18 protein-coding genes and 1 pseudogene are annotated in these 21437 nt (G+C 35.4%); 14 read left to right on the plus strand and 5 right to left on the minus strand.

What is annotated here, in order from left to right; all coding sequences use genetic code 11:
- Positions 1-98: 98 nt before the first annotated feature.
- Complete coding sequence (locus PAND9192_RS11755) at positions 99-413, plus strand: YeaC family protein (protein WP_087853974.1); 315 nt, start codon at positions 99-101, stop codon at positions 411-413.
- On the opposite strand, the gene PAND9192_RS11760 is transcribed toward PAND9192_RS11755, so the two are convergent.
- From PAND9192_RS11760 to sppA, 3 genes are all read right to left on the minus strand, one after another.
- A complete protein-coding gene (locus PAND9192_RS11760) occupies positions 414-1097 on the minus strand; it encodes a glutathione S-transferase family protein (RefSeq protein ID WP_234999130.1) in 684 nt (227 codons plus the stop codon). It lies immediately after the preceding gene.
- A 141-nt stretch (positions 1098-1238) separates the two neighbouring features.
- On the minus strand, positions 1239-2252 hold the full coding sequence (gene ansA, locus PAND9192_RS11765) for an asparaginase (RefSeq protein WP_087853975.1): 1014 nt from the start codon (positions 2250-2252) through the stop codon (positions 1239-1241).
- A 230-nt stretch (positions 2253-2482) separates the two neighbouring features.
- A complete protein-coding gene (gene sppA / locus PAND9192_RS11770) occupies positions 2483-4330 on the minus strand; it encodes a signal peptide peptidase SppA (RefSeq protein ID WP_087853976.1) in 1848 nt (615 codons plus the stop codon).
- A 216-nt stretch (positions 4331-4546) separates the two neighbouring features.
- On the opposite strand from sppA, the gene PAND9192_RS11775 reads away from it, so the two are divergent.
- The 10 genes and pseudogenes from PAND9192_RS11775 (at position 4547) to PAND9192_RS11820 (ending at position 17647) form a co-directional block, all read left to right on the plus strand.
- Positions 4547-6559, plus strand: coding sequence for an NADPH-dependent 2,4-dienoyl-CoA reductase (locus PAND9192_RS11775; protein WP_087853977.1), 2013 nt, complete (start codon positions 4547-4549; stop codon positions 6557-6559).
- A 76-nt stretch (positions 6560-6635) separates the two neighbouring features.
- The gene (locus PAND9192_RS11780) at positions 6636-7184 is read left to right on the plus strand and encodes an NAD(P)H nitroreductase (RefSeq protein WP_087853978.1); all 549 of its coding nucleotides are present in this window, start codon (positions 6636-6638) and stop codon (positions 7182-7184) included.
- Between the two features lie 258 nt (positions 7185-7442).
- Positions 7443-8477, plus strand: a complete 1035-nt coding sequence (gene selD / locus PAND9192_RS11785) for a selenide, water dikinase SelD (protein WP_060998154.1) — start codon at positions 7443-7445, stop codon at positions 8475-8477.
- Positions 8477-9568 (plus strand): tRNA 2-selenouridine(34) synthase MnmH, encoded by a 1092-nt coding sequence (gene mnmH, locus PAND9192_RS11790; protein ID WP_087853979.1) that lies wholly within the window; start codon positions 8477-8479, stop codon positions 9566-9568. Before selD ends, mnmH begins: the two co-directional genes overlap by 1 nt.
- 250 nt (positions 9569-9818) lie before the next feature.
- Positions 9819-10139: pseudogene (locus PAND9192_RS11795) on the plus strand (toprim domain-containing protein); the annotation flags it as partial.
- An 81-nt stretch (positions 10140-10220) separates the two neighbouring features.
- The gene (locus tag PAND9192_RS11800) at positions 10221-11543 is read left to right on the plus strand and encodes a site-specific integrase (protein WP_087853981.1); all 1323 of its coding nucleotides are present in this window, start codon (positions 10221-10223) and stop codon (positions 11541-11543) included.
- An 11-nt stretch (positions 11544-11554) separates the two neighbouring features.
- Positions 11555-13366 (plus strand): site-specific integrase, encoded by a 1812-nt coding sequence (locus tag PAND9192_RS11805; RefSeq protein ID WP_087853982.1) that lies wholly within the window; start codon positions 11555-11557, stop codon positions 13364-13366.
- A gap of 2 nt (positions 13367-13368) precedes the next feature.
- Positions 13369-15261, plus strand: a complete 1893-nt coding sequence (locus PAND9192_RS11810; RefSeq protein WP_087853983.1) for a site-specific integrase — start codon at positions 13369-13371, stop codon at positions 15259-15261.
- Positions 15262-15269: 8 nt separating this feature from the next.
- Positions 15270-15731, plus strand: coding sequence for a hypothetical protein (locus PAND9192_RS11815; protein ID WP_087853984.1), 462 nt, complete (start codon positions 15270-15272; stop codon positions 15729-15731).
- On the plus strand, positions 15731-17647 hold the full coding sequence (locus tag PAND9192_RS11820) for a DNA topoisomerase III (protein ID WP_087853985.1): 1917 nt from the start codon (positions 15731-15733) through the stop codon (positions 17645-17647). The genes PAND9192_RS11815 and PAND9192_RS11820 overlap by 1 nt, the downstream gene beginning before the upstream one ends.
- Before the next feature lie 57 nt (positions 17648-17704).
- On the opposite strand, the gene PAND9192_RS11825 is transcribed toward PAND9192_RS11820, so the two are convergent.
- Positions 17705-18112, minus strand: coding sequence for a hypothetical protein (locus tag PAND9192_RS11825; RefSeq protein ID WP_144018105.1), 408 nt, complete (start codon positions 18110-18112; stop codon positions 17705-17707).
- Between the two features lie 79 nt (positions 18113-18191).
- Here PAND9192_RS11825 and PAND9192_RS11830 point away from each other — a divergent pair, with 79 nt between their 5' ends.
- From PAND9192_RS11830 to PAND9192_RS11840, 3 genes are all read left to right on the plus strand, one after another.
- Complete coding sequence (locus tag PAND9192_RS11830) at positions 18192-19055, plus strand: phosphoribosyltransferase-like protein (RefSeq protein WP_087853987.1); 864 nt, start codon at positions 18192-18194, stop codon at positions 19053-19055.
- The gene (locus PAND9192_RS11835) at positions 19055-19351 is read left to right on the plus strand and encodes a hypothetical protein (RefSeq protein WP_087853988.1); all 297 of its coding nucleotides are present in this window, start codon (positions 19055-19057) and stop codon (positions 19349-19351) included. Before PAND9192_RS11830 ends, PAND9192_RS11835 begins: the two co-directional genes overlap by 1 nt.
- A 215-nt stretch (positions 19352-19566) precedes the next feature.
- Entirely contained in the window at positions 19567-20505 is a 939-nt protein-coding gene (locus PAND9192_RS11840; RefSeq protein ID WP_087853989.1) for a reverse transcriptase family protein, read from the plus strand.
- A gap of 86 nt (positions 20506-20591) precedes the next feature.
- Here PAND9192_RS11840 and PAND9192_RS11845 read toward each other — a convergent pair whose 3' ends face one another.
- Positions 20592-21350, minus strand: a complete 759-nt coding sequence (locus PAND9192_RS11845) for a hypothetical protein (RefSeq protein WP_087853990.1) — start codon at positions 21348-21350, stop codon at positions 20592-20594.
- Positions 21351-21437: the final 87 nt, after the last annotated feature.

Consider the following 21437-nt stretch of genomic DNA (forward strand, 5'->3'; position numbering starts at 1 on the left):
TGTAACTTAAACGAGTGTGATGTGGGTGTCATTTAACGATAGAATTAAACTCAGCCTGCAACTAAATATCATCTAATTATCAGGATAAAGGGAACAATATGGATATTAGTCAGTTACTAGCCTCGATGACACCAGAGATTTACCAGCGAATTTTAACTGCCGTTGAAACAGGAAAATGGCTTGATGGCTCAGTGTTAACACCACAATTGCGTGATAGTGCAATCCAAGCTGTGATGCTCTATCAATCACGACATAATCTAAATCCTGATCATATGACAGTGGCAGCTGGTGGCGAAATAAAATTTAAATCAAAAGCAGAATTTAAACGTGATTTTGCTAATGACATATCTAGCCGTGATGACAACAATACTACAGACAATGATATTGCCCGTTTTGATCATGATCAGCTGTAATCATGAGCTTGATGGGTGCGGTAAGATCATTGGTTCACAATAGAAATCTTGTAATTGATGATCTTCTTCTGCGATAAGATTGGCAATCCATGGTTCAAGCTCGATACGTTGTAAATAAGCATGTAACTGTGGATAGTGTGGCTGTAAACGTAGCCCACTCATCCAACCATTACGAAATACACTCCATAAGCTAATTTCCGCCATTGAGAAATGATCGCTGATATATCCTTGAGACGGAATTTGTTGATTGAGGTAATGCAGCACATCGGGAAGATGGTGAGTTAAACATTGATTAACAGCTTCTTGATCACAGCTTTTTCCCTGCATCTTTTGGCGTAAAACTTTTTGGTAAAATAACACTCCGCCAATTAACGAGGTTACTCGAGTGGCTGCATAAGATTCGAGCCAGCGTATTTGAGCACGTTGTTGGGCATTGCCTGGATATAGCGGCGGAATGGGATAGACATCATCTAAATAATGCGCAATAACCGTTGAATCAATAATGGTTAACTTGTCATGTTCAAGTACCGGGATTTTCCCCATCGGATGCCGTTTGTGCGCCAACTCTTTTTCAAGGTAAGGATTAAGCGGTTGAAGCTCGTAACGAATACCTTTGTAATTGAGTGCTAACATTATTTTGCGTACAAAAGGTGAGATTGATGTGCCATGTAAAATCATAGTCATTACTTATTGCTTGGCTCAATGAGTGATTGTATTGCAATAAGTGTAGTTGGCTTTGTGGTAATCAGTGTTAGAAAATTAGCACTAAAAAAGAGCCATAGTGGCTCTTTTTTAGTGCTGTTGCTAAGTATATGAGGCGTTGTTTTAGTGGGTTAATTCACCACGTAAATCTTGCTGCATCATGCTACGAATGGTTTCAGTACTCAGGTTTTGGCTTAATAAATAATGCAATTTAGCCAGTGCTGCTTCTGGCGTCATATCATAACCACTTAATACGCCAGCATCAGCCAGAGCACAACCTGTTGCGTAACCACCCATATTTACTTTGCCTGATAGGCATTGGGTTAGGTTCATCACTATAACGCCACGATCTGTCGCTGCTTTTAATTGCTCAAGCAACTCTTTATTTTGTGGTGCATTACCAACGCCAAAGGTCAGTAAGATCATCGCATTGACGGGTTGGCGTAAAGTATTACGAATGACCTCAGGAGATATACCTGGATACATAGTGATCACTCCAATCGGTTGAGGTGTGATGGTATGTACCTTAAAAGTACCTTCTGGTTTTTTATCTATTTGAGCAATGCCATTAACACTAATATTGATCCCCGCTTCTAGCAATGGCGGTAGATTTGGCGAAATAAATGCACCAAAACCATCAGCATGTGCTTTAGTGCTACGGTTACCACGAATCAATTGATTATTGAAAAATACCGTGACTTCATTAATCGGGTAATTAGCAGCAATGTGGAGTGCATTGAGCAGATTACTTTGACCATCAGAGCGTAATTCAACCAATGGAATCTGTGAACCCGTCACAATCACAGGTTTGTCTAAATTCTCAAACATGAATGATAACGCTGATGCGGTGTAAGCCATGGTATCGGTGCCATGCAAAATAACAAAGCCATCATATTTATCATAATTAGCTTTAATATCATCAGCAATACGCTGCCAATCCATCGGCGTCATATCTGATGAGTCGATGAGTGGTGAATACTCATTGATGGTGAATTCTGGCATTTCTGAACGATGGAATTCTGGCATGCTTGCCAATTGTTTCTGCATAAAACCAGCCACAGGAATGTAGCCATGATCCGATTTTTGCATACCAATAGTGCCGCCAGTATAAGCGATATAAATGTGTTTTCTTTCCATTTTGAGCTCAGAATGAACGAATGAGTGCGCGTATTATACGCAAACTATATGAAGATGCGAGGTTAGTTAGATTTGCAGTGTAATTGTGTGAGTTAAAATGTGATCGTAGTTAACTGTGCTGATTAATTGAACTGTTGTGGTGTAAATTACTGCTTTTAGTGTGAGTGGAAATGATAACTCGCGAACAACCCGACCAATAAAACATGGTCGGGTTATCGGCGTTGTTATGGTTAGTTAACCGTACTGCAGTTTAAGCAGAAGGCATAACGGCCATTAGGATCATTAAAATTAGTTAATGAGGTCAGATCCTTGGCGACTTTAGTAACAGGTGCTAAGGTCGATGGCATATCACCAAATACCATTGTCATCAGTTGGACTTTTACTTCGCCTGATAATTCTTTAAAGAATTGCTGTACTGGCGATAGTGGTTGTTGCATCCATACTAATTGGTAATCTTTCACCTTCGCTAATTCAACCGCAGCGGTAATTGCCGTATCAAAATCACCGAGTTTATCTACGAGGCCACGTTGTTGAGCATCTTTACCCGTCCATACACGACCTTGAGCAATTTTATCTGCTTGTGCTAATGACATATGGCGGTATTTGCTCACTAAACCAATAAAGCGTTGATAGCCGTTATCAACCCCAAGTTGGAATACTTTTGCTACACCTTCTGGCAATGCGCGGGTTACACCAACACCAGAGAAAGGAGTTGTGCCAACACCGTCGCTGTAGACGCCGAGTTTTTCTAAACCTTTTTCAAAGGTGGTTAAAATAGCAAAGATACCAATTGAACCGGTGATTGTTGTTGGCTGTGCAATAATTTCATCAGCACTGGATGAGATCCAATACCCGCCAGATGCTGCCACACTTGACATTGAAACCACCACGGGTTTACCCGCTTTTTTAAGCGCATCAACTTCATTACGAATAATCTCTGAGGCGAAAGCGCTACCCCCTGGACTATCAACGCGTAGAATCACCGATTTCACTTGTTTATCAAAACGTGCTTTACGTAATAACTCTGCGATGGTGTCACCACCTGCTGAACCTTGGCTACTTTGACCGTCGACAATCGCACCGTTTACGATAACAACTGCTACTTTATTGGTTGATGGTTGTTGATTATCAACTAATAGTGGTAAGTAATCGTAATAGCTAATTTGTTTAAAGCTGTGTTTGTTATTAGCACCGAATTTTTTGATCAAAAATTGAGTCATTTGATCACGGGTAACCAGTGAATCAACTAAGCCTAATTTTTTACTTAATTGAGCAAAATCACCATTAACAGCTTCTAGTTGAGTCACAAACTCATCAATATTTGGGGTTAATGTTTGTGGTTTAATATTGCGATTTTGAGCAACATCGTCACTGAATGCACCCCATAATTGGGTTAGCCATACGGTGTTAGCTTCTTTTGCTGCCGCTGACATGCCGTCACGAATATAAGGTTCAACAAACGACTTATAAGTACCGACACGGAACACATGGGTTGTCACGTCTAACTTAGCCAGCAAACTCTTATAATACAGGGTGTAAGTACCGTAGCCAGTTAGCATAACGCCACCATCTGGGGACAAAAACACCTTATCAGCATAACTGGCTAAGTAATATTGGCTTTGGCTGTAATTATCGCCATAAGCATAAACAGGTTTACCTGAAGCTTTAAACTCTTCGATTGCTTTAGCGATGTAACGCATTTTGGTTAAGCTGGTTTCAGACATGCCTTTCAGGTTAAGTACTAGTCCGGTAATGTCTTTATCTGTTGCGGCAGCACGAATCGCTTCGACAATATCGAACAATACATTCTGCTGTACATCAGGTTTACCTAATGCTTCATTCATAACGCTGTTAAATGGATTGTCATAATTCTTTTGTTCAACAATCGGACCAGACAGGTTAAGTACTAAGGCTGAAGGTTGTGTGGTATCGGTAGGTTTATCTTCATCGGTTAATGCAAAAATGATCGCGCCAATAATAAAAACGAACAAAATGTTAAGGACAAATTTGCGAGTAAAGTTAATTAACTTCCCGATAGCAAGGAAGAATTTTCCAATCCTTGAGAATATGGCTTTCATGAAAATTCCTGATAATGATGATGGCAATATCGTAACGTAGTCACTGCTAAATTGCAGTTTTTTACGACGTAATTGTTAGCGTTCGTAAAATAAATAGACTCAATCGATTATAAATAGTGAGTCGCATCATGTAAATGTTGCTTTTGTGTTAACAATATTGGTGTTATTAACTAAGCTTAAATATACTGGTCAGACCATAACGGTTAGGAGCGACTCATGGACGATACTATCTACCCATATTTATTGGCCCCGTTGGATCTTGGTTTTGCGCAATTACGTAACCGTGTATTGATGGGATCAATGCATACTGGCTTAGAAGATGAACGTGGTGGTTTTAATAAATTAGCTGCGTTTTATGCCGTTAGAGCAAAGGCGGGGGTCGGACTGATTGTGACTGGCGGTTTCTCGCCTAACTTTCGCGGTCGATTACATCCTTTCAGTGCTGAGTTTAGTAATGGTCGTCATGTGCGTAAACATCGTCTTATTACTACAGCTGTGCACCAACAAGGCGGTAAAATAGCACTGCAGTTATTGCATGCTGGCCGCTATGCAATGTCTCCGTTTGCGGTCAGTGCCTCTGCTATTCGCTCTCCTATTTCTAAATTTACCCCCTCTAAAATGAGTCATCGCCAAATTAACAATACTATTAATGACTTTGCTCATAGTGCAGAGCTTGCTCGAGAAGCGGGTTATGACGGTGTTGAATTAATGGGCTCTGAAGGCTATCTCATTAATCAATTTATTTGTCAGCGCTCGAATCAACGTTACGATGATTGGGGTGGTAGCTATGATAATCGGATTCGATTTGCACTTGAAATAGTACGTGCAGTGAGAGCGCGTGTTGGTACTGATTTTATTATTATATTTCGATTGTCGATGTTGGATTTGGTGGAGCAAGGCAGCACTTATGATGAAGTGGTGCAGTTAGCGACAGCATTAGAAGCGGCGGGAGTCACTATTTTAAATACTGGTATTGGTTGGCATGAAACACGTATTCCTACAATTGCAACTCAAGTACCACGCGCTGCTTTTACTTGGGTTACTGAAAAAATAAAACAACAAGTATCGATTCCTATCGTGACTTGTAATCGCATCAATACGCCGCAAGTAGCCGAGGATATTTTGGCACAAGGGCAAGCGGATATGGTGTCGATGGCAAGGCCATTTTTAGCTGATCCTGAATTTGTATTAAAAGCGCAGCAAAACCGTGCCGATGATATTAATACCTGTATTGGCTGTAATCAGGCTTGCTTGGATCATGTCTTTGTCGGTAAACGTGCCAGTTGTTTAGTGAATCCTCAAGCCTGTTATGAGACAGAACTGGTATTAACGCCTGTGGCGACAACCCGCAGCGTTGCGGTGATCGGAGCTGGTCCTGCGGGAATGGCATGTGCGGTTGCTGCGGCTGAGCGAGGTTTTAAGGTCGATCTGTTTGAAAAAAATCACCATGTTGGCGGTCAGTTTAATTTAGCAATGCAGATTCCAGGTAAAGAAGAATTCAAACAAACGGTGCGTTATTTCACCCGCCGGTTAGAGCAAACAGGGGTTAAAGTTCACCTCGGTGTAGAAGTGAATGTTAACCAATTATTAGCTTATGATGATGTGGTTATCGCGACTGGAGTCGAGCCTCGAATGCCGCCTATTACAGGAATTAAAAATGCAAAAGTAATTGATTATCAAACATTAATTCGTGACAAGCTGACGCTTGGAAAAAAAGTGGCGATTATAGGTGCGGGGGGGATTGGGGTCGATGTTGCCACCATGCTGACAGAGCCTGCTGATAGCGATCTTGATAGTTGGCTGCGTGAGTGGAATATCGATAAAAGTCTTACTTATAGTGGCGGCTTGCTGCCGAGCGAAGATTATATTAGTCCTCGTGAAGTGTGGTTAATGCAACGACGATCAGGAAAAGTCGGTAAAGGACCTGGACGTACAACTGGATGGATCCATCGTCGTACGTTAGAAAAGCGTGGCGTGCATTTATGGGGCGGAGTTGAATATCACGCTATTGACGATCAAGGATTACATCTGATGATCGATGGGCAGGCGCGTATTTTAGAAGTGGATAATATTGTTATTTGCAGCGGTCAAACCTCCGTCGATAGTTTATCAGCATTATTAATTGAGCAAGGTATTGCAGTACATGTTATTGGTGGTGCAGAGGAAGCTGGAGAAGTCGATGCAAAGCGAGTAATACGGCAAGGGGTTGAATTGGCGGCAAAGTTATAATGGCCATCACTTGTGCTCAGCGCTTTACCTGTCTTATTATAGAGTAAACAATAATTATTTTCATTTTGAGGTTGTTATGGACGCGCTATCACTTCTGCTTAATCGCCGCTCACTACCAAAATTAGTTGATCCAGCACCAGCAGGAGAAGTTCTGGAGAATATCTTTCGTGCTGGATTACGTGCTCCTGATCATGGCGGCTTAACGCCATGGCGATTTATTGTTTCTCAAGGTGAAGGGTTAACGAAATTAGCGAATATTTTGGTTGCTGCTGCTAAGGCAGATGATCTTGATGATTTTGTGATTGAAAAAGCTTCTAAAGCGCCTTTTCGTGCCCCGATGGTGATCACTGTGGTTAGTAAAGTGACATCAGATCATAAAGTACCAGTTATTGAACAACATCTGTCTGCTGGTTGTGCAGCACAAGCAATGCAAATGGCAGCGGTTGCACAAGGGTATTCTGGTTTCTGGCGTACAGGTTCTTGGGCATATCACTCAGTTGTGCGTGAAGCATTGGGTGTTACTGGCGAAGACATGATTGTAGGTTTTTTATATCTCGGTTCGATCGGTTGCCGCGAAGCTAAGGTCCATGAACGTGATCTGGCTCAATATGTTGAGTATTTGTAATCACAGATACACAATAGATGTAACATTAACGGGTATGTAAATCTTCGTTGCTGTAAAACTAGAGTTAAAAATGGAAGGTGATAGTTATTTTATGGTGTTAAACCGTGAATAACATCACCTTTTTTATTTCTAATTGATGACTATTAGCACCAATGTGGGTTTGTTTTAGCAGAAAATGACCACTTTTGAGTTGGAAAGATGACAGTTGTCGAGGGCAGGAGTAGAATCGCTGATTCTTTCTATATTTTGGAGCGTGTCATGGAAAATGTTCGCCTAACACAATACAGCCACGGTGCCGGATGTGGTTGTAAAATTTCTCCCCAAGTACTTGATACTATTCTTCGTACTCAATTAGCGCCGTTTGCTGATCCTAATTTATTAGTTGGTAATGAGAGTAAAGATGACGCTGCCGTTTATGATATCGGTAATGGTCAAGCTGTAATTAGTACCACTGACTTCTTTATGCCAATTGTTGATGACCCATTTGATTTTGGTCGTATTGCAGCGACAAATGCCATCAGTGATATTTACGCAATGGGCGGCAAACCTATTATGGCAATTGCTATTTTAGGCTGGCCGGTGAACCTACTGTCGCCTGAAATTGCACAAAAAGTGATTGATGGTGGTCGTTCTGTGTGTCGCGAAGCGGGTATTTCTCTTGCTGGTGGTCACTCTATCGATGCTCCTGAGCCAATTTTCGGCCTTGCTGTAACAGGATTGGTAAGTACTGATCGTGTTAAACGTAATGACAGTGCAGAAGCGGGTTGTCATTTATACCTTACTAAACCATTAGGTATTGGCGTATTAACTACGGCTGAAAAACAATCTAAGTTGGCTGATGAGCATAAAGGTTTGGCTCGTGATTGGATGTGTAAGCTTAATAAACCTGGTGCTGACTTTGCTGATGTCGATGGCGTAAAAGCACTGACTGATGTCACAGGCTTTGGTCTAATGGGTCACTTAACTGAGATCTGTGAAGGTAGTAACCTTAAAGCTAATATTTGGTTTGATAAAATTCCAACATTACCAGGTGTATATGATTATATCGCTCAAGGTTGTGTTCCTGGTGGTACTGAACGTAATTTCTTGAGCTATGGACATAAAGTGGGTCAAATGACCGATCTACAAAAATCTTTATTGTGCGATCCTCAAACATCTGGCGGTTTATTATTAGCCGTTGATCCAAGTAGCGATGCTGAAGTACAAGCGATTGCGAAAAAACATAACATCTTGCTGGAAGCGATTGGTGAACTTGTGCCGATGGATGGCGATACCTTTATTGAGGTTTGCTAATGTCGCGTCCCAATTGCCAAGATTTCCGTCATCTGTTTGTAAATGATACGCCATTAATGGATATGCGAGCACCAGTTGAATTTCAACAAGGTGCTTTCCCTACATCAACCAGTTTGCCATTAATGACTGATGATGAGCGTGCTGCTGTGGGAACATGCTACAAAAATAGCGGTCAAGATGCAGCTATTGCACTTGGTCATAAGCTAGTTCATGGTGATGTTAAAGCAGAACGTGTCGCGCAATGGAAAGCATTTTGTGAAGCAAATCCTAACGGCTACCTGTATTGTTTCCGTGGTGGCTTACGTTCTCAAATTACTCAACAATGGCTAAAAGAAGCGGGCATTGACTATCCGTTTATTACTGGTGGTTACAAAGCATTACGCCGTTATTTAGTTGATACTATTGATGACGTTGCCACTAAACCAATGTCAATTGTTGCTGGTAATACCGGTAGCGGTAAGACGATCATGGTTAATGTACTGGCTAATGGTATTGATCTTGAAGGTGCGGCTCACCATCGCGGTTCATCATTTGGTAGCTATGTTACTCGTCAGCGTACTCAAATTGCCTTTGAAAATGATCTTGCTGTGCAAATGCTCAAGAAGTTAGATAATGGCATTGAACATTTTGTATTTGAAGATGAAGGTAAAAATATTGGCTGTGCAACTGTGCCGATTTCAATTAATCGTGCTATGCAAGATGCTGATATTGCCGTGATTGATGATCCTGTTGATGTGCGTTTAGCGCGTTTATTGGATGATTATGTGATTAAAATGCAACGTGATTATGTGGCTCATTATGGTGAGGAACAGGGTTGGATTTTATTTGCAGAGTATTTAGAAAAAGGCATGTTTAATATTCGTAAGCGTTTAGGTTTTGAACGTTACGAAGTGATGCTTAAAGCACAGCAACATGCTGTGAAAGTGATGCAAACTAGCGGTTCCTTAGCTGAGCATGATGCTTGGTTAGCACCGCTGTTAGAGCAATACTATGATCCTATGTATACCTATCAATTAGATAAAAAAGCAGATCGCATTGTATTTAGAGGTGATTATCACCAAGTACAAGAGTGGTTAGCTGCTCGTCGTTAATATAAAACGAGAGAAAGGCGCTATTATCGTCTTGATCAAATAAAAAAAGCCGATTTAACATCCATTGTTAAATCGGCTTTTTTATTGATCTGCAACTGATCTTTAATCATTTTATCTATTATCAAAGATCATATTCGATCTCGTGCTAACTATGCTTTGATTGATACTGGTTTTATATCCAGTGAAATGTTGCTGTTAGCATCAGTTTTCGGTACAGTCATAACATACATTCTTGCAGATAAAGATCCCCATGAGTTGCTTATATATAGCTGAAAAACCAAGTTTAGGCCGAGCCATTGCTGCTGTATTACCTCGTCCGCATAAAAATAATACTGGCTATATTGAAGTGGGTAATGGCGATATTGTTACTTGGTGTATTGGTCACTTATTAGAACAAGTAGAACCAGATGCTTATGATGCCCGTTATAAGAAATGGCACTTAGAGGATTTACCAATAGTACCGCAGCAATGGCAATTAATTCCCCGTAAAGCAGCCAAGCAACAACTTGCGGTGATCAAAAAATTGGCTAAAACGGCAACATCAGTGGTACATGCTGGCGATCCCGATCGTGTACTGTTACGATCTTTCTATGGAATTCACTTGTTACAATAAAAATAATAAAAAGTGTGAAATCTTATTGAGGATTTTGAAATGGACTATGTGATATGGGTTCTTCCAAGTTTGAAAATAGATCAAACTTTTATCAGATGTATTAATCGAGATACAGGTGAAATAAATTTTAGTTGGAATGGGAAACCAAACATTATTAATAATATGCCTTTGTTATTTGAGGATACAGGAACTCCAGTATCAATTGTTAATAATTGGCTTATTTATTTAAAATCGACTAAATATAGAAAACAAGTTAATACTCAAGCTCAAGCTCTTCTACACTATTTCTATTTTCTTGATAAATTAAATATTAAATGGGATGAAATGCCAATAATTTCTCGCCATAAACCAACTTATCAATTTAGCCGACATCTTCAGGACTCTGTTAAAAGTGGTAATTTAGCCCGAACCACGGCAAATAATTATTTAGGTTCTGTTGTGAATTTTTATAAGTTTTATTTGGCTAAAGGTTATCAGTTTACAAATCCACCATTTAATTATGAAATAGCTAAAGTTAGGCTGGAAGGAAATCATGAGTATATGCGAGACAATTTTATTTATGTAAATACGACTGATATTAGATTGAATCTTCCTAAAAACACCTGCTTTGGGGGAGTATCGAGAGCCTTAATTCCTTTAAGTGACAGAGAGTGGGAATTAGTGGATGATGTCTGTCGTGTTAAATGTGAGGTTATTTCAAATCAAAATGATAAGAGCATTTCAGTAAAGCTTTCCCAAGAATATAGACTAACTATAGCCTTAGCTCGATATACAGGATTAAGACGAGAAGAACTGACTACATTTAGGGCTAAATTTGTTTATAAACCATCGAGCGAGCAACTTAAAAGTAAATATTTGATTCATACGGATGGTATTTTAATTTCACCTAAATTTGGCGTTAATACAAAAGGTTCAGGCAGTAGAACAATTGAGATGCCATCTGAATTAATGATCAACTTACATAAATATATAAATTCAAATAGATATATTAAACGTCGTAAATTATTTGAATTAAATTATCCTGATGAAATGGATAATCCTCCATTATTAATTACTCAAACTGGACATTATTATGCTCCTCACACTTTTAATGCTCGATGGGGAGAAGTTCGTAATACTGTAAGAAATAGAATTCCTCAATTCGATCATAAATTTCATAATCTTCGATCAACTTATGCTGTTAGTCGTTTAAAAGAACTTTTAAATAAAGGGGTTAAAGAAGGTGATGCTCTTGATTATATTCAATCTGTTATGGGGCATAAATCAAGAACTACGTTATTACACTATTTGAAATTTTGTAACGAAGATATTGGTGCTAATGTTATTTATGAGCAAGCATTGGAAATTATTTTAAAGGATTAATGGTGATTTGATTGGCATTTATTGGAAAAAAAACACGTAAAAATATAGATGTTAATATATTAGCTGATATAGATGTTATTTCTATACCTGTTGAAAACATGATTTTGAGGAATTTTGGTCATACTGTTTACTTTAAACGACTAGGCTATAAAAATTGTCCTACTGTTAAAGTCAAATCACAGGGGGCTATTTTTAATTTGAAGTCGAATGAACCTCTTATAGATATGAATCGATGGGATCAAGTTAGAGATATCTACTCTGCCTTAATTAAGATAGAGCGAAGTCCTCGAACAAAAATTAATATATTTAATGCAGTTGTTACATTAATCCAAAATTGTGATAAAAAAAATATTGAGGTAATTTTTTCTTCTGAGTCTATTAAGTTATTTGTGAGTGAGTTAAAAAGTCGTTATTTAGATGGAATTAAAGGGAAAACACTCATGCAAATTCAAAGTTCTATAAAAGCTCTTTTATTTGAAATTAATCCAGCTTTACTTGATGATCTTAAAAATGAGTTTTTGTGTTTATCTGATGATACGTCACCAGTAGAACCTTATACTGATGCCGAAATTAAACAGATTGTTGTTGCGTTATATACAATATTTAACGCTTATAGAAAATCCACTTTAGCAAATGAAATTCCTCGTTTACACCCACTTTACGATAAAGATTTATTGAAGAAAAATGGTAATTTTAACGGTGGTTTTACCGACTCCTCATGGAAGAAAAAAATTCAGTCAGGAAACAGTCCTGATACATGGAAAAATGATTTAATAAAAACAGCTTTCTATTTAACAAGTTTTTATACAGGTGCGAATGAATCTGCTCTGATTAACTTAAAGTTTTCTGACATTACATCTGAATCATTTAGTGAAACATCAAGAGGAAATTTTAAATTAAAAACCGTTAAAAATAGGCAGGCAGGTAAAGACAATATCTTGGATATTGGCTTTAGCAAAAGGTCTAAGGAGTTTTTTGAAACTTGGTTAATATTAAGTAAATTGGTGACAAAAAATCAATCCGATTATGTATTTCCAAATATCATCAAAGGTAGTATTAGGCAATCATCTCCTGCAAATGCTGCTGTAACGATGAACAACACGTTTAAATTACTTGGTTTACCGTTACTCAGCACACAACGATTTAGAAAGACTAAAGCAACTCTTATTATGAGAGCGACTGAAAGTATATTTTCTGTTGCTGAAGGGCTGAATAATTCACCAGCTACAGTTTCAAAACATTATAGTAATGGTGATCCTATTAAAATGAACTTCTCTATTGCGAGAGCTTTAGATGTAAGGCAAAGGACTGTTATTGGTGAGCCATTAGATGAGGCAATTAAAAATAGCTCTTATCAGTTTTCAGATCCAGTTAGAGAGAATTTTTTTATAAAAAACAACTTAGATAAACCAAGTATTCTTTCTAATGGATTACGGTGTAAAGAGCCTTTTGGAAAAAAAGCAGAGAGATTAAAAAGTAGCCTAATAAAAGCTGGTTTAGCAAAAAATAATAGTAAAGTTGCTTGTTATAAATTTCTTGAATGCTTTGGCTGTGAACATCATGCTGTAATTGCTGAGGTTGATGATATTTGGTTATTATTATCATTTAGAGACATTATTTTAGATGCGTCATCTATGCCATCAATAAATACTGTACCTACTAATATTTTGACAAAAATAGTAAATACGATTGAATCTATTTTGAGAAGATTGAAATCTGAATATCGTGACAATTACGATATTGGAGTGAAAAAATATAATGTTTCACCTCATCCATTGTGGACTGACACAACTGATTTGACAACAATTATGGAGTTATTTTAGTTATGAAAAGGGTAATGATATCAACATTAAATACTAATCAAGAAGATGATAACTCTAAGTTAAAAATAATTTCATATGATTCAGACGGTAATCCTTTTAGTTATTATAGTGATGATAAATGGATAATAATAAAGGAATCTGTTCATTTGAATTTTAAGAATCTTACTGGCGACTTTAAAAGTAAGTGTAAAGAACTTATTTATAAGGAATTCAATAGTAATCGGTTAATTAACAAAAAAGGTATTGGGACTAAATATATTCAAGCTTTTGTTCTATTCGAAAAATGTATTACTGAATGTGGTGGTAATAGTATTAGTTATTTGAATTCAGACAAAGGTTTTCGTAATTTTATATTAGTGGCGAAAAAAAAGAAACTTAAATTAAAAACATGGAAAAACTACTTAATTATTTTTCCACTACTGAATAATGATGGTGTTCTCACTAGAAAAATTGAGAATGCTAATGCATTAGCTGTAATATTAGCAAGTGAAGCAAATATTACGCAACAAACTATGGCATTACCTGAGAATATTGCTTTATGCTATTTTAAGTCTGCATTAGATGTAGTATATAAATATCATCCTTACCGTAATAAAATTAGTGAAGCATACCGCTTATTTATCATTAACTATGAGAATAATATTAAAAACGGGCATGATGTACCAACTGCACGAAGATATGCTCAAAAGTCTAATATCCATCATTTTGATGGAATTGATTTCACACTGGATTTAACTGGTCAGTGGTTGTCGAGGCTTCGAGGTGCATGCTACATCGTTATTGCGGGGTTTACAGGCTGCAGAGATGGTGAAATTAAGTCTTTTAATCTTGATTCATACCAAGAGAAAAAATATGCAGGAATGACGATCCCTATATTACATGGAGTTCATACAAAACCTAATATTGCTGGCGTTGCTAGAAATGCTAGTTGGGTGACGATACCAGCAGTAAAAGATGCTATTGAGCTTGTTTGGTGTGCTTATGAATTTGTGCGTGAAATGTGGAAAGATCGCGCTACTACATTAACTCACATAGATGAACAGAATAAAATGATTCGAGATGCAGAGAATCTTTTCTTATCATATAGTCCAACAGCAACCTATGCAGCAGCAGGAAGACAAGCAATTGATAAGTCACTAAAAAGCTTTGTTAAATCTACTGGCTATGTAGCTAGTGCTAAAGATATCAAAGAATTTGAACTTTTGAATCCAACGAGAAAAGGTGAACTTAAATTAGGTGAGGTATTAATCCCTAATCCTCATTGTTTTAGGCGTACTTTTGCGGTTTATTTAGTGAGAAATAAACTTGCTTCATTACTCGATCTTAAATATCAGTTTAAACATATGAATATTGCTATGACATCTTGGTATTCTAATCAAGCCAATGTGGCTGGCTATTTTGATATGATGCTGGATAAAGAATTAAAAATGGATATAGCACAGGAAAATCATGAATTTATGACTGATACGCTTTATTACATTTACAATGAAGCCGAATCGCTATCGGGTATTGAAGGTAAGCGCATTATGTCACTGCGAGGAGAAGATAAATCATCTATTTATTTAAGTAGAGAAGAAATATCTCAGCAGGTGAAAAATGGTCAAATGTCGATTATTGAGACTCCTGCTGGTCATTGTACTAATCCTCAGTGTAACCGTATTTGTGATATGCCTGAATGTAAATATGAAGTTATAACGAAAAAAACAGCGTTATCTCTTGTCTCTAAGCACCAATTACTTATTCATAAGTTTGAACAACTGGTTGCTCATGGCGTTAAAATGCCTAATATTTTGTCTAAAATTTATTATGACATTAAGTCCATGGAAAAATGTTTTGACGAACATAAAATAGCAGTAAAAAAATTCACTCATGATATTAACGTAACGCTTTTATAAGAGTATTTATGGTAGATCAATCAGATAGAGGTAAGGAAACTTTAATTCGGCTTGAACAAGCGTTACAGAGACTTGTAGATGGTAATCCAATCAAGACTAAGCCTGATGGTCGAATTAGTTTAAAACGCATTAACGATGAAGCGGGGTTGAGTTCTGGTGGTATCTATTACTATTCATCTTTTGTTGAAACGGCGAAAAAAACTATTCAATTACGTCGTCAACAAGATAGTACAGGTAAAATAAAAGTTAATAATGAGCGACTTAATAAACTCAGAGAGCAAAGAGAAAAAGAGAAAATTTTAAAGGAAAAATATAAAGAACAACGAGATAATATTAAAACGTTTTGCGATCAAGTAGTTGCTCACAATGCTCAGTTAGAGTTTACCTTATTTGAAGCGTTAGAAAAAATATCCTATTTAGAACAAGAGCTGGCTTCATACAAAGTTAGTTCTATTAATGGTAAGAAGTAATGAGATTATTCATAGCTGAAAAACCGAGTTTAGCTCGTGCATTAGTTGATGTACTGCCAAAACCACATCAAAAAAGTGATGGTTTTATAAAAGCAGGTAATGGTGATGTTGTAACATGGTGCATTGGTCATCTTTTAGAGCAAGCAGAGCCTGAAGCTTATAATCCTGAATATAAGAAATGGAGCATTTCTCATCTTCCTATTATACCTAATGAATGGAAGTTGGTCGTAAAACCAAAAACCAGAAAACAATTCACGATAGTTAAAAAGCTGATTAAAGAAGCTGATGTTCTGGTTAATATGGGCGATCCTGATCGTGTTGGTCAAATATTAGTAGATGAAGTTATTAATCATGCTGGTGTTTCTAAAGCAAAACGCGAAGCTGTTCAGCGATGTTTAATCAGTGATTTAAACCCTGTTGCTGTTAAGAAAGCATTAAATAATTTACGAAAGAATACTGATTTTATTCCATTAGCGACTTCTGCCTTAGCTCGTGCGCGTGCAGATTGGCTCTATGGTATGAATATGACTCGGTTATGTACATTACAGGGACAAAAATCAGGTTATAGTGGCGTTCTTTCTATTGGGCGAGTTCAAACACCCATTCTTGGATTAGTTGTTTTTCGTGATCTAGAAATTGAAGACTTTGTTTCTAAGCCGTTTTATGAAGTGCTAGCGACGATTACTACAAAACAGGGTGAAACATATCAAGCTAGGTGGAAGCCAAGTGCAGCTTGTGAATCTTATATGGATGAAGATAATCGAGTCTTATCTAAAGCATTAGTTGAAAATGTGATAGCCCGAATAAAGGGAAAAGAAGGTAAAATTACTGCTGTAAAAGAAGATAAAAAAAAGCAGGCACCTCCTTTACCGTATAGTTTATCGACTCTACAAATTGATGCTTCAAAACGCTTTGGAATGAGTGCTCAAACGGTACTTGATACATGTCAGCAACTTTATGAGCGTCATAAACTAATTACTTATCCTCGATCTGACTCTCGTCATTTACCGAAAGAACATCTTAATGATGTAAAACAAGTTACTGCCGCTATTGGTTCAACGTGTGCAGGTTTACGTAATGCTGTTGAGAACGCAAATTTAACTCTGAAAAGTAAGGCATGGAATGATGCAAAGGTGACAGCTCACCATGCAATTATACCCACATCGAAATCATCAGATACGAGTCGTTTATCGTCAGCCGAAGCTAATATTTATGAACTTGTTGCGAGACAATATCTAATGCAGTTTTATCCAGCTTTTGAGTATATGGAAAAGCAGGTTGATACTGAGATTAGTGGCGGTTTATTTATAGCTAAGCAAAAAGAAGTTGTATCAGATGGTTGGAAAGTATTATTCCCAACGAAAAACACAACGTCAAAAAATAGTGATGATGATTTTTCTGCTAAAAAACTGCCGAATGTTAGAACGGGCGAACATATCCAATGTATTAATGCCGATCTCATTAGTAAGCAAACGACACCACCGAAGTATTTTACTGATGCTACGTTGCTTTCTGCTATGACTGGTATTGCACGTTATGTAACCGATCCAACGATAAAAAAGGTATTAAGAGATACTGATGGATTAGGCACTGAAGCAACAAGAGCTGGAATTATCGAATTATTGTTTAAGCGTCAATTTTTAGTACGTAAAGGTAAAGAAATTCGAGCAACGGATGTTGGTCGTCAGCTTATTACTACATTGCCTAAGCAAATGGTGATTCCTGATATGACCGCTCATTGGGAGTCACAACTCGAAGCGATTAGTCAGCGTGAGATGAAGTATAGCGATTTTATGAACCCATTAACGGATAGGTTAAATCAACTACTGAATGATGTTCAGCAAGTAAGTTTTCGAGGATTACAAGGGAAAGGAAGTTTTAATCCTAAACCAAAGAGAAGAGCTAAACGGAATTGATGTCTTCTAACAATAAAGATTATGTTGAAGATAGAATAATCTTCAACATAATAAACATTAATCTATATTAATATTATTTGATAATTCTTTTCTGAGTGTTGAAACGGATTTTCTAAAATTTTTTGACCATTCATTATTAGCATGACCATCTTTTTTTTCTTGAGCATATTTGAATACATTTTCTAAAGAGTTACTTAGTTCTTTTGGGGCTGTTCCATCCTTATATAGAATGTGTATTTTCATTGAAGCATTACGTATTTTATGTGTCCACTGGGATAATTCTTCAGGTGCTTGAGGGTTCGATGTTAAAATATCAAGTAATTCAATACTAGCTTTATGACGTTCAGTTAGCTGCCATTTTTTATATTCTCGTTTATTCGTTAAGTAGTTTGTTCCAAAAAGAGTTAGTATTTGACCTGCGATACCACCGGCAAGAATTGACGAACCAATTAAACCTAAATCCATATTGATTATTCCTCTTATTTTCATGATAATCATTATCTTAAAGTTTAACTACTCTATCATAATATAAGAGGTTTTTGCTATGAGTTCTATTGCGAATCAGGTAATCGATAGGGAGGCATTCTATGATATTATTGATATAACTGATAAGCATCAATGGGCAAAAGAACGGTATGACGAACTAATGAATTTATGGGATCTTTGTTATTCTAGAGATGAACGTTCATTACTTAAAGAATTAATTGATGATTTTTTTGTTCTTGATAAGAAAGAAGAAAGATTTGTTTCTGATGAAATTAATAAATATTTTAAAAAAAAGAATCTTAAATCAGATAAGACATTTATAGTTTCAGTTTGTGATGTTGGTAAAAATGATGGTTCGCTATCTGGTCTTAAAATTCTATCTCAAAAAATTACTCCTACCAATGAATGGAAAGATTCATATATAAATCATATTTCTGAGTTAAAAGGTAAACTGAATAATTGTTCTAATATTGTTATTTTTGATGATTTTATCGGCAGCGGTAATAAAATAATAAAAAAATATGATTGGCTTGCTAAAGTAATATCTAATGAAAATTTAAATATTGAAAAATTTAATATTTTTATTGTTTCTTTTACAGCCATGAAATTTGGTATTAAAATTATAAAGGAAAATTTAAATGTTGAAGTTTACTGTCCAAAGGAATTAGATAAAGGTATATCAGAGAAAAATTCAATAATTGATAGGTATTTTAAGATAAAATTAATGCTAAAAATAGAAAAAAAACTATCTGATACTTATGATAATAGACCATTATCTAAATATTCATTAGGGTATGGTAAAAGTGAAAGCTTATATTATTGGGAGAATATAAGCTGCCCAAATAATGTGTTTCCCATCTTTTGGTGGGAGAGGTTAAAAAGTAATGAAATGCATAAAACATTATTAATGAGGGTTAGGTAATGTTTTTAATTAACATACCAAAAAGTAATGAAGAAAAAATAGCATTAAAGTTAATATTTAATATCATTTTAGATAATAAATATCATGATTTATATGAGTTTCATTATAAATATAGAATTAGTATTAAAGAGATTAAGACTGTTATTAAGTTTCTTGTTGATTTTGGATATATCAATCAATATGGTATGAATGTAATATTAAAAGATCATATAGACAATAAGCGTTTATCTTTTATTCTTAATTTGTTGAAAACAGTAAAACCTGAAATTTTGAATAAAACAAAACTTGACATGTAAGAGATAGATAATACAATACAATTGCCTTCTAGTTCTAGCAATATAAGGTGTATTCGCCTTTTTCGGTTAGGTTAACTTTAACCTAATCGAATTATAAGAGCCTGCACCAAGATTCGAACGGTGGAGCTTTGTTCGAATCTTGGTGCACATAACTTCCACTACGTGTAAGGTTATGTATTAGAAAAAGATAGAAAGTAGAACTAGAAGGCAATTTTATGACAGATAATAATATTGTTAATTTATTGGAAGTTATTTCCATCAAAAATACTTCTCATAATATTAAAATAATAACGAATATTTTAAATTCAAATAAAAACTATTATAGATTTTTTTCTATAACTAAAAGAAAGGGAGGTGTGAGGGAAATAAGTTCACCATACCCAACTCTTAAGTTTATTCAACAGAATATAAAAAAAAACATATTAGAAAAAATAGTTGTTAACGATAATGCGTATGCTTATATTAAAAATAAAAGTTATATAGATCATGCAAAAATACATTGTGATAGTAATGAACTTTTAACATTAGATATTAAAGATTTTTTTCCAAACATATATCGTCAAGATGTTTTTAATATATTTAGCCAATATGGTTTTTGTGATTTGCAATCAAATTATTTATCTTATTTATGTACTCTGAATAATACATTACCTCAGGGAGCATGTACTAGCCCAATTATTAGTAATATTATTTTTAATAAAATCGATAATAGATTGTATAAATTAGCATTATCTTTTGGTTTGAAATATTCAAGATATGCTGATGATTTAGCTTTTTCTGGAAAAAAAATACCGAGTAAAATAATTAAATTAGTAGCATTAATTCTTGAAGAATACGATTTTATAGTTAATGAAAGTAAAACAAAGCTAAAGAAAAAAGGTAGTAAAAAAATAATTACAGGCGTATCCATATCAAATGGAGAAATAAAAGCTCCTAAGTCTTTTAAAAGAAATCTTCGTGCTGTAATTTATGAATTAGAAAAAAATAAAGATAATATATTTAAAATGCCTAATTTTGAACCTTTAATTTATGAAAAAACAATTGGTAAGTTAAATTATTTGTTACAAATTGAACCAGAAAATAAATATGCAAAGGAAAAGAAAGAAAAATTAATTTCTAATTATAAAGAATTTATATCTAGTCCTATGCTTTGATTTTTAATCTATTATGTTTTCTAATTTAGTGAGTTAACAACAAAATAAAGATGGTTTAATCCATCTTTATTTTAAAGCTACATTAATTAATTATTTATTTTTGATAATTTCTCTTCAAAATCATTTAGTGCATCAAATGCATTTCTATAAGATATTAACTCTTTCTCTTTAATAAAATTAATTATTGGCTCTATTAACCCATCAGAATAAAATGCTTCTTGTAAATAAGTAGGGGCATTATGTTCATCAATTAGTTTACCAATGATGATATCAATTAGTTCTTGTGAGTCAAACTGGAATCCATACTGTTCTTCTAAGTATAGACAATATTCAATCCATTGCTCTTTATCTACAGATGAATTTAAATTAGGGATATCAGAAAAATCTGGACATCCAGATTTCAATCCTAGAGAGTTATAGCGTATTTGTTTTACATTTGAATATGTAGAATATATAAACTCTTTAGCGAACTCAAGTTTATCAAACGTTCCTATTGGTTGCATATTCTCGGTGGAAATAACCATCCATCCAGACTCATAATATGGGAATGGTTTCAAACCATTACTTTTTAATACTAAGTTTTTTTCATGGATGGATTTTTTATTTATAGGATATATATATGCTGGTGTATTTAGATGCGTGTTCGTTTCAGATAAAAAATCAATTTCATCTTTACCTATTTTTAAATTAGGAAATGCAATTAAAAACTCTATTGGTACTAAATTAAATGAAAGATTAGTATTACTTTCTTTTACTTGTTTATTTCGATTGTTTTGTAGTGTTGCTTGTTTTTTTTTATACGTTTTCTTTTTTTGTTCTCTCTTTAATTTTTTATTTTTAGACATGATCTTTTCTCGTGGAGTGTAAATATAATATAGAATTATTTATATATTATATTTAAATGTTGTTATGTGACTTACGTTGCAATTGGC

The organism is Photobacterium andalusiense (assembly GCF_900185625.1).
In the GTDB taxonomy this organism is placed as follows: domain Bacteria; phylum Pseudomonadota; class Gammaproteobacteria; order Enterobacterales; family Vibrionaceae; genus Photobacterium; species Photobacterium aquimaris.

Bases quoted from the DNA above. Each gene is read 5' to 3' on its own strand.
- PAND9192_RS11840 (WP_087853989.1), top strand. From the start codon at position 19,567: ATGACAGATAATAATATTGTTAATTTATTGGAAGTTATTTCCATCAAA.
- PAND9192_RS11810 (WP_087853983.1), top strand. From the start codon at position 13,369: ATGAAAAGGGTAATGATATCAACATTAAATACTAATCAAGAAGATGAT.
- PAND9192_RS11760 (WP_234999130.1), bottom strand. From the start codon at position 1,097: ATGACTATGATTTTACATGGCACATCAATCTCACCTTTTGTACGCAAA.
- PAND9192_RS11835 (WP_087853988.1), top strand. From the start codon at position 19,055: ATGTTTTTAATTAACATACCAAAAAGTAATGAAGAAAAAATAGCATTA.
- selD (WP_060998154.1), top strand. From the start codon at position 7,443: ATGGAAAATGTTCGCCTAACACAATACAGCCACGGTGCCGGATGTGGT.
- sppA (WP_087853976.1), bottom strand. From the start codon at position 4,330: ATGAAAGCCATATTCTCAAGGATTGGAAAATTCTTCCTTGCTATCGGG.
- mnmH (WP_087853979.1), top strand. From the start codon at position 8,477: ATGTCGCGTCCCAATTGCCAAGATTTCCGTCATCTGTTTGTAAATGAT.
- PAND9192_RS11800 (WP_087853981.1), top strand. From the start codon at position 10,221: ATGGACTATGTGATATGGGTTCTTCCAAGTTTGAAAATAGATCAAACT.
- PAND9192_RS11830 (WP_087853987.1), top strand. From the start codon at position 18,192: ATGAGTTCTATTGCGAATCAGGTAATCGATAGGGAGGCATTCTATGAT.
- PAND9192_RS11825 (WP_144018105.1), bottom strand. From the start codon at position 18,112: ATGGATTTAGGTTTAATTGGTTCGTCAATTCTTGCCGGTGGTATCGCA.
- PAND9192_RS11775 (WP_087853977.1), top strand. From the start codon at position 4,547: ATGGACGATACTATCTACCCATATTTATTGGCCCCGTTGGATCTTGGT.
- PAND9192_RS11845 (WP_087853990.1), bottom strand. From the start codon at position 21,350: ATGTCTAAAAATAAAAAATTAAAGAGAGAACAAAAAAAGAAAACGTAT.
- PAND9192_RS11780 (WP_087853978.1), top strand. From the start codon at position 6,636: ATGGACGCGCTATCACTTCTGCTTAATCGCCGCTCACTACCAAAATTA.
- ansA (WP_087853975.1), bottom strand. From the start codon at position 2,252: ATGGAAAGAAAACACATTTATATCGCTTATACTGGCGGCACTATTGGT.
- PAND9192_RS11820 (WP_087853985.1), top strand. From the start codon at position 15,731: ATGAGATTATTCATAGCTGAAAAACCGAGTTTAGCTCGTGCATTAGTT.
- PAND9192_RS11815 (WP_087853984.1), top strand. From the start codon at position 15,270: ATGGTAGATCAATCAGATAGAGGTAAGGAAACTTTAATTCGGCTTGAA.
- PAND9192_RS11755 (WP_087853974.1), top strand. From the start codon at position 99: ATGGATATTAGTCAGTTACTAGCCTCGATGACACCAGAGATTTACCAG.